Source organism: Streptomyces sp. NPDC058157 (genome assembly GCF_042884105.1).
Classification (GTDB): Bacteria; Actinomycetota; Actinomycetes; order Streptomycetales; family Streptomycetaceae; genus Streptomyces.
The window spans coordinates 20,350-35,772 of the sequence record NZ_JBHVUQ010000023.1 but is presented as its reverse complement, the minus strand read 5'-3'; the positions used below and the strand labels follow the sequence as shown (position 1 = coordinate 35,772).

Here is a 15,423-nt window from a genome sequence, read left to right as displayed (position 1 = left end):
GGCCACGGGCCCAGCGGTGACACGTCAAGAGGCGCGTGCCGTGCGGCCCGGACGGGAGCCGGCGCAGCGGACGCAGGTGGTGGCCGCGGGGCGAATCGCCAGGCGTTCGGGCGGAATCGTCCCGCCGCAGCCTTCGCAGCGTCCGTACCGACCTGCTTCGAGTCGTTCCAGGGCCCGGTCCAGTTCGTCCAGGTGCTCGCGTGCCTGCGCGATCAGGGAGGCCACGTGGGCTCGTTCGAAGGCGGTGGTGCCGCCCTCGGGGTCGTGTTCGTCGTCCACGGCCACCAGGGCGTTCGCCGCCACGATCCCGTCGAAGTCGCGGCTCAGCGCGGCCAGCCGCACGAGGGTGTCGGCGCGGTCGGCCGCGAGGCGCGTGCGGATCGAGAGAGCGGCCGGACCAGGCACGTCGGGGACGGACGGGTTCACTTGCGCTCACCTCTGCCTGCCAGCAGGCGCCCGAGTGGCCAGGTGGTGATCAGCCGGTCGGCCCCCAGCCCGATGCGGGCCGCGCGGGCGTATCCGGTGCTCTGCCAGTGCAGTTGTTCGGGCGCGTGGGCGTCGGTGTCCACGGCGAAGAGGCAGCCCGCGGCGGCGGCTTGCACGAGGAGGTCGTCCGGGGGGTCGCGCCGCTCGGGGCGGCAATTGATCTCCACGGCGGTGCCCGCTTCCGCGCAGGCGGCGAACACGGCTTCGGCGTCGAAGCGGGACTGCGGGCGTCCCCGGCCGGTGATGATCCGACCGGTGCAGTGCCCCAGGACGTCGACGCGTGGATTGCGCACGGCGGCCAGCAGGCGGGCGGTCATCGGCCCGGGCTCCGAGCGGAGCTTGGAGTGCACGGACGCCACGACGACGTCGAGACGGCCCAGCAGGTCTTGGTCCTGGTCGAGTGAGCCGTCGTCGAGGATGTCGCACTCGATGCCGGTCAGCAGCCGGAAGCCCGGGCCCAGCCCGGAATTCAGGGCGGCCACAGCCTCCAGCTGGTTCTCGAGCCGCTCGGCGCTCAGCCCGTGGGCGATCGTCAGCCGCGGCGAGTGGTCGGTCAGGACGGCCCACCGGTGGCCCAGGGCGCGGGCCGCGTCTGCCATGTCCTCCAGCGGGCTGCCGCCGTCCGACCAGTCCGAGTGCAGGTGGCAGTCCCCGATGCTCGCGGCCGCGAGCTCCCAGCCGAGGCGGGCGTCCGGGCCGGCTTCGGTCTCCAGGCGGGCCAGGTAGCGCGGTACCGCCCCGGTCGACGCCTGGGCGATCACCTCGGCGGTGACCGGCCCCACGCCGCGCACCTCTGCGGCCCGCGCGGCGTCCACCGGACCCGGTGGCAGGCCGCGAACGGCGTCGGCCGCCGTGTGGAAGGCCCGCACCCGGTAGGGGGACGCCCCGCGCCATTCGAGGAGGAAGGCGATCCGGCGCAGGGCTTCGTCCGGGGTCATGGCAGCGGGGTCCACACCGGTCCCGGCGCCACGGCGTTGACCCGGATACCACGCTCGGCGAACATGTGGGCCAGGCCGTGGGTGGACGAGATGATCGCGGACTTGGTCATGGCGTGGTCGAGGAGGTGCGGACTCGGCTGGTAGCCCTGTACCGAAGCCGTGTTGATCACCGAGCCGCCGCGCGGCATGTGGGCCAGGGCGGTCTTGGTGAGCCAGAACATCCCGTCCAGCAGGCCGTGGCCCCGGTAGGTCTCCTCACCGTGGTCGGGGCGGGGGTCCATCCCCTCGGTCGAGCCGGAATGGTCGTCCTGGTCCTGCTCGGGAAACGGGGGCCCGGCGTGAAGACTCACCGGATCTGTGGGACGGGCCTGCTCGTCGGAGGACATCGTGATTCTCCTTCCGACACGGTCGGGCGTGGCACGGGTCAGGGAATAGGCGGGTACAGAAGTGCTGGGGGCGGCGCGCGAGGTGCGCGGCGGGCGCGGCGCGGGCGCGGGTGGCTTCCGTGCCTACTCGCCCGAGCCGGGCTCGGCCATGCGGCGGTGTCCTTCCGCTGTGAGGCTGTCGGGGAGGATCTTGTCGGCCATGCCCTGCGCCCGGGTCTTCAGCGATCCGGCGACGACCTTGTCCTTGCCGGCGAAGAGGGCGTCGAGGCCTTGTTCGGCCACCTGGGCGGGATCGTCCTTCTCACCGCTGCCGACCTTGGTGTCCTCCATGTCGGCACGCCGGAAGAAGTCGGTGTCGGTGGGGCCGGGCATCAGGGCGGTCACCGTCAGGGGAGTGTCCTTGAGCTCGTTCTGCAGGGCCTGGGAGAAGGACTGCAGGAACGACTTGGAAGCGTTGTATACGGCGTGGAACGACCCCGGCATCGTGGAGGCGATGGAGGACGTGATCAGCATCCGTCCCGCACCCGCCGCGGCCATCGACCGCAGCAGCCGCTTGGCCAAGTGCACCGTGGAGCGGACGTTCAGGTCGACTATCTCGAACTCGTCCTCAAGGTCCGTGTCGAGGAAGGCTCCTCCTTCGCCGACGCCGGCGTTCAGGGCCGCCACGGCCACCGGGCGCCCGCAGGAGGTCACCGCTCCGACGAACCGTTCCGCCTCGTCGTAGCTGCGCAGGTCCGCCCGCACGGCCTGCACGCAGGCTCCGCTCTCCCGCCCGATCTCCTCCGCGGCGGAACGGAGCCGCTCGCCGTCGGCGGAGTTCACGATCAGGTCGAAGCCTCGCCCGGCGAGCTGCCGGGCGAGCTCGAATCCGATGCCACTGGACGCGCCGGTCACCACCGCAAGTTCTCGGTTCTGGGTCATGGACCGCGCCTACCCGAGTCAGGCGGGAGATACCTGGGCATCGAGGGCAAATCTGAAGCCAAGGCGGCTTCGCCACCCGTCGGACCCGCCGTGCCGGCGGCCCGTACGACGAGGGTGAGGGCGGCCGCTGCGGTCTTGAACTGCGGCTGCTTGGAGACGGGATCCCAGTGGGTGGGGATCGTCTCGTTCGCGGCGCGCCCCGGGGCGCCGGGGGCCGGGGCGTTGCCGGCCGGTGTGTCCCAGTAGCCGTAGTGGAAGGGCACGAACAGGACGCCCGGGCGGACCGCCCCGATGCGCAGCCGTCCGCGCAGGGTGCCGCACCGGGTGGTGACGTCGACGAGGTCTCCTTCCGCCAGTTTGAGGCGGGTGGCGTCGGCGTCCGCGATCTGCACCCACACGTCCGGGGCGGCGGCCACGAGTTGGGGTACCCGTCCGGTTTTGGTGCGGGTGTGGAAGTGGTAGAGGGTGCGTCCGGTGGTGAGCTGGAAGGGGTGGTCATCGTCCGGCCATTCCTTCGGCGGGACGTAGGGGGCAGGCCTGATGAGCGCCTTCCCGTCGGGGTTGACGGACCGGTACCAGTCCTCGCCCAGTGGTTCTCCGGTCACCAGGTCCTTTCCGTACGTCTCGCACAGGTCCGGGTGGGCCCAGGCCGGGCCGTCGCCGTAGAGGCGGTCCGTGCCGTCGGGGGAGTCCTCGGCGCACGGCCACTGGATGCCGCTCGGGCCGCGGAGCTTCTCGTAGCTCAGGCCGGTGTAGTCGCAGGGCCGTCCGGCGCTGCACCGCTTCCACGCCTCGAACGCCTCCTCCGGGCCAGTCCAGTGGACCAGGCGGCCGCCGTCCTTGTCCTGGAAGCCCATGAGGGCCGCGTAGTCGAGGAAGATGTCGAGGTCGGGGCGGGCATCGCCGGGCGGGTCCACGGCCTTCTCGGACAGGTGGACGGTGCGGTCGGCGTTGGTGAAGGTGCCCGTCTTCTCGCCCCAGGTCGCCGCGGGCAGCACCACGTCGGCGAACTGGGCGGTCTCGGTCAGGAACAGGTCCTGGACGACCGTGAACAGGCCCTCCCGGGAGAGGATCGAGCGGATCCGGGCGAGTTCGGGCAGGGACACGGCAGGGTTGGTGGCGCTGATCCACAGCATCCGTACCGTGCCCTGCTCCGCCAGGCGGAAGATCTCCATGGCGTGGGTGGGCGGTGCGTCGTGGGGGATGGCCGACGGTTCCACGTTCCAGACCCGTGCGAGGTCGGCCACGTGGTCGTCGTTCTGCCAGTTCCTGAAGCCCGGCAGGTCCCCGTCGGCTCCGCACTCGCGGGTGTTCTCCGCGGTGGGCTGCCCGTTCATCTGGAGCACACCGGCCCCGGGGCGGCCGAGCATGCCGCGGACCAGGTGCAGGTTGTTGACCTGGACGGCCGCGGCGGTCGCCTGGTTTGCCTGGTAGAACCCCTGCAGCACGGTCGACAGCAGGCGGTCGGCGGTGCCGAGCAGCTCGGCGGCCTCCTCGATCGCGGCCGCCGGCACGTCGCAGATGCCGGAGGCCCACCGGGACGTGCACGATGCGACCTGCTTGCGCAGGGCCTCGAAGCCGACCGTGTGGCGGTCGATGAACCCGGGGTCCGTCCAGCCGTTGCGGATGACCTCGTGCAGCAGGGCGTTGAGCAGCGCCACGTTCGTGCCGAGGCGGGGTGCGAGGTGTACGGAGGCCCGGCGCGCCACGGGGGTGAGCCGCGGGTCGACACACAGCAGCCGCGGCGGGTCGGGGCCGTCCAGCCGGTCCAGGATCCGCATCCACTGGACGACCTGGGTCTCGGCGATGTTGTGCCCGAACAGGGCGATCGCGTCCGCGTGGTCGATGTCCCCGTACGAGCCGGGCTGTCCGTCGCTGCCGAAGGACTCCTTCAGCGCCTCCGCCGCCGTCGCCGTGCACAGACGGGTGTTGCCGTCCAGATGAGGGGTGCCGATTCCGGCGCGCGCGAGGACGGCGAGGGTGTAGTACTCCTCCAGGAAGAGCTGCCCGGAGGTGTAGAACGCGACCGACTCCGGCCCGTGAGAAGCGATGAGCTCCCTCGACTTGGCGACGATGCGGCCCATCGCCGTGGGCCAGTCGCTTTCGACGAGGCGCCCGGCCTCGCGCACCAGCGGCCGGGTCAGGCGGTCCGCGGAGCCGTTGGCCTGCCAGGCGTACAGGTCCTTCGGCTCCAGCCGGCCCCGGTTGACCCGGTCGCCGGCCCGGCCGCGGACCCCGACGATCCGTCCGTCCCGGACGGCTATGTCCATCGCGTCGCCGTCGGAGTGCAGCAGCGAAGCCGCCCGCACCCACGCGCCGACGTCTTCCTCGGACACGCCCTCGGCCAGACAGGAGTCCGTACGCACGGGCCACCGCCCGCCCCGCCCGTAGGGGGTGCGGGCTCCCCAGGGGTCGGTGATCCGATCGCCGGACACCTCCACCGGATTCCGCCTCACAGCCGCCCCTCTCCGTCGCGCGGCGCCGGCGGCGCCGGCCTTTCGATGAGCGGCGTCTACCCGCGGCAAACGACCTGACACGGCTCGCCCCTCAGGCGTAACGGGCGTTGAGCGGGGCAGGCGCCGAAGGGGGCCGGCCCCCTGACCGCATCAATGGCGAGCCGGAAGGAAGACGAACGATGGCCGCACCCGATCCCCCGCGCCATGTCACCGGGACTGTCCTGCGGCCCATCGGCACGCCCGTGCCGGTGGGTTTCCTGGCGCTGGCGGGCGCAGCCTTCGTCACCGCCGCCCTGCAGCTCGGGTGGGCGCCGCCCGCCGAACGGCAAGCCGTCGCCGTGGTCATGGTCGCCTTCGCCTTCCCTCTGCAACTCTTCGCGTCCGTACTGGGCTTTCGAGCCCGGGACACCGCCTTCGGCACGGCCATGGCCGTCCTGGCCGGAAGCTGGCTGGTCCAGGGCGCCCTTCTGGGTACCGGGCCCGTGCCCGGCACGCGGCACGTGCTCGGCCTCTTCCTGATGGTCACCGCCGCGAGTCTGCTGGTACCCATCGCCGCTGCCGGTACCGGCAAGATCGCGGCCACCCTTGTGATCGGCTGCGCCGCACTGCGTCTGGGCGCGGCCGGGCTGCACGAGCTGACCGGGGGACCGGGATGGGAAGACGCGGCCGGCCTCATCGGACTCGTCCTGACGGCGACCGCCCTGTACGCGGCCGCCGCCTTCGCCCTGGAGGACACCCGACATGGGGCCCTCCTTCCGGTAGGACGCCGCGGCCCCCGATCCGACGCGGTCCGTCAAGGGGCCGAGCCGGGAGAACGCCCAGAGCTGTGACTGGGCGCGGCAGTCTTCCGTGCGCCGACGCCCTTGCCCGCGCCAGGAGCGGTTGAAGCCTGCCGGGGCCGTTCGGGTGGGGCCCGCCCGTCGGGCAGAACGGCGGTGCCGGCTCGATGGTGCGCCTCGTTGTCCCCGGCCAGGGACACCGCGCCGGTGACGTCGCGTACGGGCTTCAGGAACAGGTATGCGCTTGGTGACGGGCCTGCCGGATCCCCGCTGCCTGACACACCAGCGCCCGGACCCCAACCATCCGGCGTAGCTGCCGGGCCGGCGTAGCCTCGTCACCCGAAGGGGCGGCGGTGGTGTACCTCCTGGCGGCGCCGACCGGGGCCGTGCGCAGGGACGGAGCGTCGGGCCGCCGGATTCCCCCTGCCTGGCGGTGGGGTCGTGCCAGTCCACGCACCAGGCGGCCAGGGGCGTCCGTGCGCCTGCTTCGTCGAATCAGCCAGGGGTGGGCTGCTTGGAGCTGCTGGTGGAGGGCAGGCGCTCGCATACCGGGCTGCCGGGCCGACCGCGCGGCCGATCGAATCCGAGGAGAGATCATGACTACCGCACGCGAGATCATGACGCCGGACGCCACCTGCATCGGTGCCGACGACAGCATCCTGGACGCTGCGAAGAAGATGACGAGCCTCGGGGTGGGCGCCCTGCCGATCTGCGGCAGCGACCAGCTCCTCAACGGCATGTTCACCGACCGCGACATCGTCGTGAAGGTCCTCGGCGCCGGGAAGGACCCCCGCCACCTGCCTGGCCGGCGAACTCGCCCAGGGCGAGGCGGTCACCATCGGCGCGGACGACGACGCCGCCGAGATCCTCAGGACCATGTCCGAGCACAAGGTCCGCCGCCTGCCCGTGATCGACGGCCACACCCTCGTCGGCGTCGTCGCCCAGGCCGACGTCGCCCGCGCCCTGCCCGACGCGCAGGTCGGGGAGCTCCTCGAAGCCCTTTCCAGCTGACATGTGACCGAGGAGGCGAGCCGAGATGAAGGCCGTGACCTGGCAGGGCCGCCGCAAGATCGAGGTGACGGACGTCCCGGATCCGCAGATCGTCGACCCCACCGATGCCGTGATCGAGGTGACGACGACCGGACTGTGCGGATCCGATCTGCACCTGTACGAGGTGCTCGGGCCGTTCCTGGACGCGGGCGACATCCTGGGACACGAACCCATGGGAGTGGTTGCCGAGGTGGGGCCACAGGTCCGGGACCTGAAGCCCGGCGACCGGGTCGTCGTACCGTTCAACGTGTCCTGCGGGACCTGCTTCATGTGCGTGCGCGGCCTGCACTCGCAGTGCGAGACCACCCAGGTCCGCGAACACGGCAGCGGCGCGAGCCTGTTCGGATACACCAAGCTCTACGGCCAGGTCCCCGGCGGCCAGGCCGAGTACCTGCGTGTCCCCTTCGCCGACACCCTCCCGATCCGGGTTCCCGAGGGACCGCCCGACGAGCGGTTCGTATACCTGTCGGACGTCCTGCCCACCGCCTGGCAGGCCGTCGTCTACGCCGACGTACCGTCCGGAGGCAGCATCGCCGTCCTGGGCCTCGGGCCCATCGGCGACATGTGCACCCGCATCGCAGCCCACCGCGGGGCCGGCAGGGTGATCGGCGTCGACCTGGTGCCCGAACGGCTCGCCCGCGCCGCTGGCAACGGCGTACAGGTCCTCGACCTGCACCGGTACGGGGAGCAGCTCGTCGAGGCCGTCCGCGACGCCACCGGCGGCCGCGGCCCGGACGCCGTGATCGACGCCGTCGGCATGGAGGCCCACGGCGGCGCCGCCGCCAGGGCCGCGCAGACCGCCACCGGCCTGCTCCCCGACGCCCTGGCCGCCGCACTGATGAAGAAGGCCGGCGTGGACAGCCTGGCGGCCCTGAAACTCGCCGTCGAGCTCGTACGCCGGGGCGGCACCATCTCCATCTCCGGGGTCTACGGCGGTGCCGCCGACCCGCTGCCGCTGCTGACGATGTTCGACAAGCAGATCCAGCTGCGCATGGGTCAGGCCAACGTCCGCCGCTGGGTCGACGACCTGCTCCCCCTGCTGACCGACGGGGACCCCCTCGGCGCCGAAGGCTTCGCCACCCACCACCTGCCCCTGGACGACGCCCCGCAGGCGTACGCGGACTTCCAGCAGAAGCGGGACGACATGGTGAAGGTCCTCTTCCATCCCTGACGGGCCGAACCGGTAAGGAGAGCCTCCAGGCCCCGTCGGTTTCCGGTACGAGGAGAGGTGATGTCGTGACGAGACACCCGGTAGTCGTCCGCCCGCCCGGACCGTGGTCGGCCTCGTAGTCGGTGGCTTCGTGCCAGGCGGGTTCAGAGATCTGTGGGTTCCCGTCGTTCCAGCGGTCGCAGCGCCGGGCCCTGGAGGACTTCGCCCTCGACGCCGAAGCGGGAGCCGTGGCAGGGGCACTCCCAGGTGCGCTCAGCGTTGTTGAAGGCGACCAGGCAGCCCATGTGGGTGCAGACGGCCGAGACGGCGTGCAGGTGGCCTCGGTCGTCGCGGTGTACGGCGCACGGCCCGTCGGCCGTGCGGACCACTGTTCCCGCGCCCGGCGGTAGCGTGCCGACGGGTCCGTTCGTACCGTCGCCCAGGGTGTCCAGGCGGTCTTTGACGAAGTGCTTGCCGGTCTCCCACTGGGCCTTCAGGAAGGCGGAGGCCGACCCGAGGACGGCACCTGAGCGGCCGGGGTCGTACAGGGCCGCCCACGGGTGTTCGGCTTCCGCGACGAGGGAAGCGATCAGTCGTCCGGCCAGGACCCCGCCGGTCATGCCCCACCCGGCGAAGCCGGTGGCCACGTAGAGGTTCTCGCCGGCGCGCATCCGGCCGATCAGGGGAAGGCCGTCGGTGGCGGCGTTGTCCTGCGCCGCCCACCGGTGGCTCACCTCGAATCCGGGGAAGCGCTCCTGGGCCCAGGACAGCAAGCGGGCGTACCCGGCTTCCGTGTCCCAGCCGGTGCCGGGGGTGAAGGCCTCTCCGGTGACGATCAGGAGCCGTTCGCCGTCGCCGAGGGGGGCGGTGCGGACGGACCGCTTGCCGCCCTCCCTGGTGATGTACATGCCCTCCGGATCCAGGCTGGAGGGGAGCGGGCCCGCGATCACCAGGTCGCGGTGCTGGGTGAGCCGGGTGGCGAGGACGGCGTGGTCGAAGACCGGGTGATGGGTGGCCACGATCACGTGGCGGGCGCGGACGGTGCCGCCGGAGGAGGTCGTGAGGCGGCACGGGTCGCCCTCCTCCACCTCGGTGACGCGTGTGTTCTCGTGGAGGCGGCCGCCCCTCGCGACGAGGTCCTCCACGATCCCCCGCAGGTACGCCAGAGGGTGGAACTGGGCCTGGTCCTCGACCCGGACGGCACCCGCGACCGGGTACGGCAGGCCCGTCTCGGTGACGAAGGAGGCGTCGAGCCCCGCCGCCCGGGCGGCATCGGCCTCGGCGCGGAGTGCCTTGACCCCCTCGGGATCCTCGCAGTACGTGAGGGCAGGCCGGCGCTCCAGGTTGCAGTCCGTGCCCAGGTCCCGGGCCACGTCGATGATGTGCTGCAGCGCGGCGCTCTGGGACGCCGCGTAGAGCCGGGCCGCGTCCTCCCCGTGTTCGTTCCGCAGCGTGTCGTAGACGGTGGTGTGAAGGGCGGTGACCTTGCCGGTGGTGTGGCCCGTCACGCCTCCCGCCAGCCCTCCGGCTTCCAGCAGTACGACGCTCACTCCGGCGCGGGTGAGTTCCCAGGCCGTACTGAGGCCTGCGATTCCGCCGCCGATCACGGCCGCGTCCGCCTCGGTGTCGGCGGTCAGCGGGGCGAAGGAGGGCAGGGCGGTCGTCTGCATCCAGTAGGACTCGTTGTCTTCGTGGATCGGGGTCATGCCCCGCGCCTGCCCGGGAAGCGTGCTGCGATGCGCAGCGCCCGTTGACGCTACCTCGGGCTCCGACGCGGAACGCCCGCCGGAGAGCGGGTATCACGGCTGCGACATCGATGGATCGTGGCGGAAGCGGTGGACGGCCGGGCCCGGCCGTCCACTCACGGTCTGCGCCACACGTCGCTCTCCAGGTGCGAGCCCGCCATCGGCCCCATGCGCAGCCTCCCGCCGCGACCTCGCGCGCGTCACCGGACGTCCGAGCGGGATCCCGGGCCGTTCCACGGAGCGCACGTCGATGTCCTCTTGGCCGGCATGACCTGGGTGAGCAGGGCCGGACCAGCTTTGGCCGCGCAGTACGGGGCAGTGCCCACTGGGGGTTGATGCTCGTGCACCGAGGTGATCTTGACGATGCGGCCGCCCCGCCCCTGCTTGATCATCCAGCGGGCGGCGCGCCGGCCGCACAGCAGCGGTCCGACCAGATCCACGTCCAGGCCCCGGCGCACGCCCCGCTCATCCGCTCGCCGGCTGAGCCCCGCGGGCGCCCCCCCTCGTAGTCTCCAGCCCCGATCTTCGGTAGGCGGTCACCGCCGGTCCGCCAGGAAGCCGGGGGCGGACCGGCACCGCCGCCGGCGCCCGCGGGGCTCAGCCGGCGAGCGCGACGAGCCTTCGGTACCCCACGCGAAGAACAGCTCGTGGAAGACCACCCGCGCTGCCTCGCGGGGAAGCGCCCGCACCAGTCCCTCCTCGGTGAGGTCGCCCTCCAGGTCCGGCACCAGCACTCCGGTGGGGCCTTCGACGCGGAGGATCACCGTATTGATCTCGCGCGCGTCTCCTTCAGGCGGTGGACGGCATTCAGGCAGCCTTGCGACAGACCGACCGGGCTGCTCATGGAGAACCTCGTTCCGCCCGGGGCCGACGCCCGCGGGGGCCGCTCACTTGCTGTCCGCGCTCGGTACGGCGAGGGGGTCCCGCGGGGCCTTGCGCTTCTCGGATTCCAGCCGGTCGCCGAGTTCGGTGAGCCTGTTGCGCCCCATGGCCTTGCGCACGTCGGGGAACCACTCCTGTTCCTCTTCTTCGACGTGGTGGCGCACGTTCTCCATCAGGACGCTCATCTTGGCCTTGAACCGCTCGTCGGACGGGTCCATGCCCTTGATCTCGGACAGCATCCACACCACGGCGTGGTGCTCCTCGATGCTCTCCAGGATGTGGTCGGTGGTGTCGGGGGCGGCCTCGCGGGCGGCGGGGTAGAAGACCTGCTCCTCGATCCAGGCGTGCACCGTCAGCTCCTCGATCACCTCGTCGGCGATGGACCGCCGCTCGGACAGATCGTCGTCGCCGGTCTTCTCGAACCGTTTGAAAAGCTTCTCCACCGTCTTGTGGTCCTCACGGAGCAGCACGATCGCGTCCATGTACGCCTCCTCCACTGGGGTGTGCCGGGCGTCGGCCGGGCACCGACACCCACCCTCGCCCGCCGGACCCTGCAGCCCTGACCTTTTCCCGCCGGACACCCGGGAGACCGCCCGCCCGGACCAGCACTGCGCCCAGCACACAGGTGACTCTCCGTGCTCGGATGGCAGCGACACTCACGGCCCCGCAGCTGTGGAGCCGTGACGCCATGGGCCACGACGTGACCGCCTCGCCCAGCCGAGCGTCCCCGCGACGTCGCGCACGCTGCACCGCGAGGCCGCCGACGCCTACGTACGGCCGCCGCCCGCCGAAAGACGACGCCCCGTCCTGTGCCGGGACCGACACGGACCCGATCCGCGCTCCGACGCCCCGATGCCTGAGCGCCGACCTCGTCTACCCATGGCCTGGACCATGGCGTCCTGGAAGGCCGCGGCACTGAGCGGGCCTCCGACGCTGGTTGGCTCCCAGCGGCGCGGGCAGGCGCCCGGCGTGACCGAAAGCACCGGAACGGACCGGACGGCACTCATCGTGATCGACATGCTGAACACCTACGAGCACGAGGACGCCGAGGTACTCGTGCGGTCCGTTCGCGAGGCACTTCCGGGCATCGGGGCGCTCCTCAGGCGAGCGCGGGACGCCCGCGCGCCCGTCGTCTACGTGAACGACAACTTCGGCCGCTGGCGTTCCCACCACGGTGAGATCCTCGAAGCCGCCCTCAGCGGCCGCTACTCCGACCTGGTCGAGCCGATCGCACCTGACGGGGATGACCTCTTCGTCGTCAAGGCCAGGCACTCCGTCTTCTTCGAAACCCCCCTGGCCTACCTGCTGGGCCAGCTCGCTGTCAGGCGGGTGGTGCTGTGCGGGCAGGTGACCGAGCAGTGCGTGCTGTACTCGGCCCTGGACGCCCACATCCGGCACCTCGACGTCATCTGCGCCCTTGACGCGGTCGCCCACATCGATGCCGACCTCGCCGAGGCGGCTCTGCGGATGATGGAACGCAACATGGCGGCTGAGCTTCGCCCGAGCGGCGAGGTCTCCTTCGGGGCCGCCCCCTCAGGCTGACCGCGGCACGTACGGCACCTGCCGGGGCGGCCCGCCGCTCGGTCGACGAGGGGTGAGGCCGGCTGCGGCGGTGTGCCGGCCACTCCGACGCGGTCCCCGCGACGCCGGGCAGACGGTGGGCGTGGGCAACGAAGCTCGGCATCCAGGTGGGTGACGCTCCCGCCGACGGCGGCGTGTGCGGAGCTGGGGCAGCGGACCACCATGCGAGTGTGCTGGAACCCCTGCCACCTTTTGCACGTCAGGAGCCACCTGTGCTCGAACGTAAACAGCTCAAGGGCCGCATGCAGGTCACTTTCGTTCTCCCGGCAGACAGTCCGGACGGGCCGGTCAGCGTCGTAGGGGACTTCAACAACTGGAACCCTGCCGCCCACCCGCTACAGGCCCGGGGTGACGGCATGCGCGCCGCCACGGTCGTCCTGCCCACGCACAGCAGCCACTCCTTCCGCTACCTGGCGACCGGAAACCACTGGTTCGACGACGACCAGGCGGACGCCCATGACGGCTCCAACGGCCGTGTCAACACATGACGGGAAGCGCCCGGATGGATGCGATCGTGCTGAAGCTGACCGGCCCCGCCTGGACCGAGGAGAAGGTGTTCCACGCCGCCGCCCGCGAGGCCGCACCGGAGCAGGCACCGTGCGACCCGCCGGCTGTTTCCAGCGCCGCATCGAAGTGATCCGATCACGGCGCCGAGCAGAGCGGCGACTGATGTGCGGGCTGCTCTCCGTGGTGGCGGTGCTCGGGGCGGCCGGGTGCGGTGCGCCGGCGGAACGGCAGGACGCCGCGGCCGCGGCCGGAGTCGCCTTCGAAGCCGCCATCACCTCGCAGGACCGTGCGCGTGCCTGCGAGCTGCTGGCACCGCAGACCCGTCAGCAGCTGGAGCAGGACGAGCGGAAGGGGTGCCCCACCGCGCTCGCCTCGCAGGAACTGCCGACAACCCACGGCATCCGGAAGGTCGAGGCGTACGGCCGGCAGGCGATGGTACGGATGGACGGCGACACCCTGTTCCTGTCGCTGTTCACCGCCGGCTGGAAGGTCGTGGCCGCGGGTTGCACGCCGCGCTCAGACCAGCCTTACCACTGCACGATCAAGGGGGCGTGAGTCGTCTTGCGGTTCCTCTTCGTCACCACCCTCGTCGTCATCCTCGGTGGACTCGGCTACTTCATCACCATCGGGGTACTCCAGCGATGACCGACGACCGCGAAGCACGCAGGGGGTTCTGGCGGCAGAACAGCCTGACCCTCGCCTTCGGCATCGCCTTCCTGGTGGTCCTCGCCTGCCAGGCGGTCACCGGGCACGCCGGATTCAACGAACAGATGACCGTGGACGGCCTCCAGCCCATCACTTTCGCCGACTACCTGGCGTCCTCGGACTTCGCCGTCGACGTGACCGAGAACTGGCAGTCGGAGTTCCTGCAGTTCTTCCTCTACATCTTCGGCACCGTCTACCTCGTCCAGCGCGGCTCCCCGGAGTCCAAAAAAGTCCACAAGGCGGGCACCGAAAGCGACGAGGAACAGCGCATGGGCGAGCACGCCCGCCCCGACTCGCCGCGCTGGGCCGGCACCGGTGACTGGCGCCAGAGCCTTTACGCACGCTCTCTGGGCACCGTCATGGGAACCCTGTTCGTGCTGTCCTGGACGGCCCAGTCCATCACCGGCACCGCCGCTTACAACGACCAGCAGCTCCGGCAGCTGGAGGACCCCGTCAGCTGGGCGGGATACCTCACCACCCCCGACTTCTGGGGCCGGACCCTCCAGAACTGGCAGTCCGAACTCCTCGCGGTCGCCGCCATGGTCGTCCTGTCGATCTACCTGCGCCAGCGCGGCTCTCCCGAATCGAAGCCCGTCGGCGCCGCCCACACCAGCACCGGCGTCGAAGGCTGACGCCCGTGTCCCGTTCCGCGGGCGAACCACCAGCAGTCGATGGGGCCATTCCCGGGCTCCTCACTGGCTCTCCGTGCGATGGGCGGTTCGCTGGACAGCGTGCCGTCACCGCCGTCGGCTACCCGCAGGGGTGCCACCCGTCGTCCGGGTCCGGCGGGACGAGGGTGCGTAGGGCTCGTTCGCGGATGAGGCGGCGGAAGCCGGGCAGTGTGTAGCGTTCGCCGGTGGCCATGCCAGGGCCGGGGATGCCGGCGATGTCGGCCATCAGCCGCTGGGGCTGTGTCTGCCATCCCGTGACCAGGACGCGCAGGCCCAGCAGTTCGGCCTGCTGCGACGACGGGTTCACCACGCTCGCGATCGCCATCTGGAACCCCGAACGCCTTTGGTCCAGGGAGGACGAGCTGACGGCGCTGGCGGACCGGATGGGCCATCCGGTGAAGCAGTTCCGGGCCCCCATGTGAACCTCGGCAGCTCAGGCGGTTGCCTGTTGCTCGGCTCAGGCTCGGTTCGTGGCCAGGCGGTAGGAGCCGGTGTCGGTAAAGGTCTTGGTCCAGCCGGAGAACGACTCGTTGGAGGCGATGCCGACGCTGCTCCCGGCCGACGAGGTGACGCGGAAGGTGGCCTTTCCGTGCCAGGTGCCGGTACCGATGTCGAAGTAATGGACGTGATTGGGCGCGTTCGTGCGGTGTCGAGGGATGCACTCGGGCTCCATGCTCACGCTGTGTACTGTCATCACGTTCTGCGATCGCTCACTCCCGGGCGCGAGCCACCGACCACGCCTTCCGCCGGATTGGCCGCCGGGATCGGTGACTTGATGGAGTCGCCTCAGCTCCTTCCCCGTCGACGTTGGCGAACGGGCGTGCGACCGTGGCGGCATATGCTGGCGCGGGCGGTGCCGTGCCGCCGCGCTTCACGGGAGGGACATCAAGAATGCCGAAGCGACGCATACGAAGCCGCCTCGCGGCCATGACGCTCATCACCGGCCTCACGCTGACCGGCTTCACGGGGGCGGCCTCCGCGGCCGAACCGGGCTCCGGCGCGAAGGGGGGTGCTCAGGGCAGCGGCGTGGCGGCGGCCGTGAGTGACCAGCCGCAGCGCGGCGTGGGCATCTGGGGGAGCTGACGCGGGGGCGGGGGGCCCCCGCGCGGGCCCCCCGGGGCCGGCCGGGGCCCCCCGCCCGGGCCCCCCCGCGGCCGCGCAGAGCC

16 protein-coding genes and 4 pseudogenes are annotated in these 15,423 nt (G+C 71.5%); 9 read left to right on the top strand and 11 right to left on the bottom strand.

Annotated features, from left to right (window positions below):
* Positions 1 to 24: 24 nt before the first annotated feature.
* From ACFVXK_RS08720 to ACFVXK_RS08700, 5 genes and pseudogenes are all read right to left on the bottom strand, one after another.
* Positions 25 to 426 carry a TraR/DksA family transcriptional regulator gene (locus ACFVXK_RS08720; protein WP_389610789.1) on the bottom strand — a complete coding sequence of 134 codons (402 nt, stop codon included), beginning with the start codon at positions 424 to 426 and terminating at the stop codon, positions 25 to 27.
* Positions 423 to 1,424, bottom strand: a complete 1,002-nt coding sequence (locus tag ACFVXK_RS08715; RefSeq protein ID WP_389610788.1) for a PHP domain-containing protein — start codon at positions 1,422 to 1,424, stop codon at positions 423 to 425. Before ACFVXK_RS08715 ends, ACFVXK_RS08720 begins: the two co-directional genes overlap by 4 nt.
* 2 nt (positions 1,425 to 1,426) lie before the next feature.
* A pseudogene (locus ACFVXK_RS08710) lies at positions 1,427 to 1,810 on the bottom strand (SDR family oxidoreductase); the annotation flags it as partial.
* Positions 1,811 to 1,933: 123 nt separating this feature from the next.
* Positions 1,934 to 2,731: an SDR family NAD(P)-dependent oxidoreductase gene (locus tag ACFVXK_RS08705; RefSeq protein ID WP_389610787.1), complete on the bottom strand. Its 798-nt coding sequence runs from the start codon at positions 2,729 to 2,731 to the stop codon at positions 1,934 to 1,936.
* Entirely contained in the window at positions 2,728 to 5,172 is a 2,445-nt protein-coding gene (locus ACFVXK_RS08700) for a molybdopterin oxidoreductase family protein (RefSeq protein ID WP_389610815.1), read from the bottom strand. Before ACFVXK_RS08700 ends, ACFVXK_RS08705 begins: the two co-directional genes overlap by 4 nt.
* 194 nt (positions 5,173 to 5,366) lie before the next feature.
* Between ACFVXK_RS08700 and ACFVXK_RS08695 the strand changes: the two genes are divergently transcribed.
* The 3 genes and pseudogenes from ACFVXK_RS08695 to ACFVXK_RS08685 all read left to right on the top strand — a co-directional run bounded on the left by ACFVXK_RS08695 (position 5,367) and on the right by ACFVXK_RS08685 (position 8,187).
* The gene (locus ACFVXK_RS08695) at positions 5,367 to 6,017 is read left to right on the top strand and encodes a hypothetical protein (protein WP_389610786.1); all 651 of its coding nucleotides are present in this window, start codon (positions 5,367 to 5,369) and stop codon (positions 6,015 to 6,017) included.
* 545 nt (positions 6,018 to 6,562) lie between these two features.
* Positions 6,563 to 6,977 (top strand): annotated as a pseudogene (locus tag ACFVXK_RS08690) (CBS domain-containing protein).
* A 25-nt stretch (positions 6,978 to 7,002) separates the two neighbouring features.
* The gene (locus tag ACFVXK_RS08685) at positions 7,003 to 8,187 is read left to right on the top strand and encodes an alcohol dehydrogenase catalytic domain-containing protein (RefSeq protein ID WP_389610785.1); all 1,185 of its coding nucleotides are present in this window, start codon (positions 7,003 to 7,005) and stop codon (positions 8,185 to 8,187) included.
* A gap of 143 nt (positions 8,188 to 8,330) precedes the next feature.
* Here the strand turns inward: ACFVXK_RS08685 and ACFVXK_RS08680 are convergent, their stop codons facing one another.
* From ACFVXK_RS08680 to ACFVXK_RS08665, 4 genes and pseudogenes are all read right to left on the bottom strand, one after another.
* On the bottom strand, positions 8,331 to 9,872 hold the full coding sequence (locus ACFVXK_RS08680; RefSeq protein ID WP_389610784.1) for an FAD-dependent oxidoreductase: 1,542 nt from the start codon (positions 9,870 to 9,872) through the stop codon (positions 8,331 to 8,333).
* Positions 9,873 to 10,027: 155 nt separating this feature from the next.
* Positions 10,028 to 10,381, bottom strand: a pseudogene (locus ACFVXK_RS08675) (SDR family NAD(P)-dependent oxidoreductase); the annotation flags it as partial.
* Between the two features lie 66 nt (positions 10,382 to 10,447).
* A complete protein-coding gene (locus ACFVXK_RS08670; protein ID WP_389610783.1) occupies positions 10,448 to 10,675 on the bottom strand; it encodes a hypothetical protein in 228 nt (75 codons plus the stop codon).
* A 123-nt stretch (positions 10,676 to 10,798) separates the two neighbouring features.
* Positions 10,799 to 11,275 carry a hemerythrin domain-containing protein gene (locus ACFVXK_RS08665; RefSeq protein ID WP_389610782.1) on the bottom strand — a complete coding sequence of 159 codons (477 nt, stop codon included), beginning with the start codon at positions 11,273 to 11,275 and terminating at the stop codon, positions 10,799 to 10,801.
* 487 nt (positions 11,276 to 11,762) lie between these two features.
* Between ACFVXK_RS08665 and ACFVXK_RS08660 the strand changes: the two genes are divergently transcribed.
* The 5 genes from ACFVXK_RS08660 (at position 11,763) to ACFVXK_RS08640 (ending at position 14,218) form a co-directional block, all read left to right on the top strand.
* The gene (locus tag ACFVXK_RS08660; RefSeq protein ID WP_389610781.1) at positions 11,763 to 12,335 is read left to right on the top strand and encodes a cysteine hydrolase family protein; all 573 of its coding nucleotides are present in this window, start codon (positions 11,763 to 11,765) and stop codon (positions 12,333 to 12,335) included.
* A gap of 251 nt (positions 12,336 to 12,586) precedes the next feature.
* Positions 12,587 to 12,862 carry an isoamylase early set domain-containing protein gene (locus ACFVXK_RS08655; RefSeq protein WP_389610780.1) on the top strand — a complete coding sequence of 92 codons (276 nt, stop codon included), beginning with the start codon at positions 12,587 to 12,589 and terminating at the stop codon, positions 12,860 to 12,862.
* 14 nt (positions 12,863 to 12,876) lie between these two features.
* Entirely contained in the window at positions 12,877 to 13,011 is a 135-nt protein-coding gene (locus ACFVXK_RS08650; RefSeq protein WP_389610779.1) for a hypothetical protein, read from the top strand.
* A 32-nt stretch (positions 13,012 to 13,043) separates the two neighbouring features.
* Positions 13,044 to 13,436, top strand: a complete 393-nt coding sequence (locus ACFVXK_RS08645) for a hypothetical protein (protein WP_389610778.1) — start codon at positions 13,044 to 13,046, stop codon at positions 13,434 to 13,436.
* Between the two features lie 86 nt (positions 13,437 to 13,522).
* The gene (locus ACFVXK_RS08640) at positions 13,523 to 14,218 is read left to right on the top strand and encodes a DUF6766 family protein (protein ID WP_389610777.1); all 696 of its coding nucleotides are present in this window, start codon (positions 13,523 to 13,525) and stop codon (positions 14,216 to 14,218) included.
* 118 nt (positions 14,219 to 14,336) lie between these two features.
* On the opposite strand, the gene ACFVXK_RS08635 is transcribed toward ACFVXK_RS08640, so the two are convergent.
* The gene (locus ACFVXK_RS08635) at positions 14,337 to 14,582 is read right to left on the bottom strand and encodes a hypothetical protein (protein WP_389610776.1); all 246 of its coding nucleotides are present in this window, start codon (positions 14,580 to 14,582) and stop codon (positions 14,337 to 14,339) included.
* A 132-nt stretch (positions 14,583 to 14,714) separates the two neighbouring features.
* A pseudogene (locus ACFVXK_RS08630) lies at positions 14,715 to 14,810 on the bottom strand (AAA family ATPase); the annotation flags it as partial.
* A 374-nt stretch (positions 14,811 to 15,184) separates the two neighbouring features.
* Here ACFVXK_RS08630 and ACFVXK_RS08625 point away from each other — a divergent pair.
* Entirely contained in the window at positions 15,185 to 15,340 is a 156-nt protein-coding gene (locus tag ACFVXK_RS08625) for a hypothetical protein (RefSeq protein WP_389610775.1), read from the top strand.
* The last annotated feature ends 83 nt before the right edge of the window (positions 15,341 to 15,423 follow it).

What these genes read in the sequence shown, in the direction of transcription:
- ACFVXK_RS08715 (WP_389610788.1), bottom strand. Translation starts at nt 1,424, where the DNA reads ATGACCCCGGACGAAGCCCTGCGCCGGATCGCCTTCCTCCTCGAATGG.
- ACFVXK_RS08705 (WP_389610787.1), bottom strand. Translation starts at nt 2,731, where the DNA reads ATGACCCAGAACCGAGAACTTGCGGTGGTGACCGGCGCGTCCAGTGGC.
- ACFVXK_RS08695 (WP_389610786.1), top strand. Translation starts at nt 5,367, where the DNA reads ATGGCCGCACCCGATCCCCCGCGCCATGTCACCGGGACTGTCCTGCGG.
- ACFVXK_RS08685 (WP_389610785.1), top strand. Translation starts at nt 7,003, where the DNA reads ATGAAGGCCGTGACCTGGCAGGGCCGCCGCAAGATCGAGGTGACGGAC.
- ACFVXK_RS08680 (WP_389610784.1), bottom strand. Translation starts at nt 9,872, where the DNA reads ATGACCCCGATCCACGAAGACAACGAGTCCTACTGGATGCAGACGACC.
- ACFVXK_RS08665 (WP_389610782.1), bottom strand. Translation starts at nt 11,275, where the DNA reads ATGGACGCGATCGTGCTGCTCCGTGAGGACCACAAGACGGTGGAGAAG.
- ACFVXK_RS08650 (WP_389610779.1), top strand. Translation starts at nt 12,877, where the DNA reads ATGGATGCGATCGTGCTGAAGCTGACCGGCCCCGCCTGGACCGAGGAG.
- ACFVXK_RS08645 (WP_389610778.1), top strand. Translation starts at nt 13,044, where the DNA reads ATGTGCGGGCTGCTCTCCGTGGTGGCGGTGCTCGGGGCGGCCGGGTGC.
- ACFVXK_RS08640 (WP_389610777.1), top strand. Translation starts at nt 13,523, where the DNA reads ATGACCGACGACCGCGAAGCACGCAGGGGGTTCTGGCGGCAGAACAGC.
- ACFVXK_RS08635 (WP_389610776.1), bottom strand. Translation starts at nt 14,582, where the DNA reads ATGGCGATCGCGAGCGTGGTGAACCCGTCGTCGCAGCAGGCCGAACTG.
- ACFVXK_RS08625 (WP_389610775.1), top strand. Translation starts at nt 15,185, where the DNA reads ATGACGCTCATCACCGGCCTCACGCTGACCGGCTTCACGGGGGCGGCC.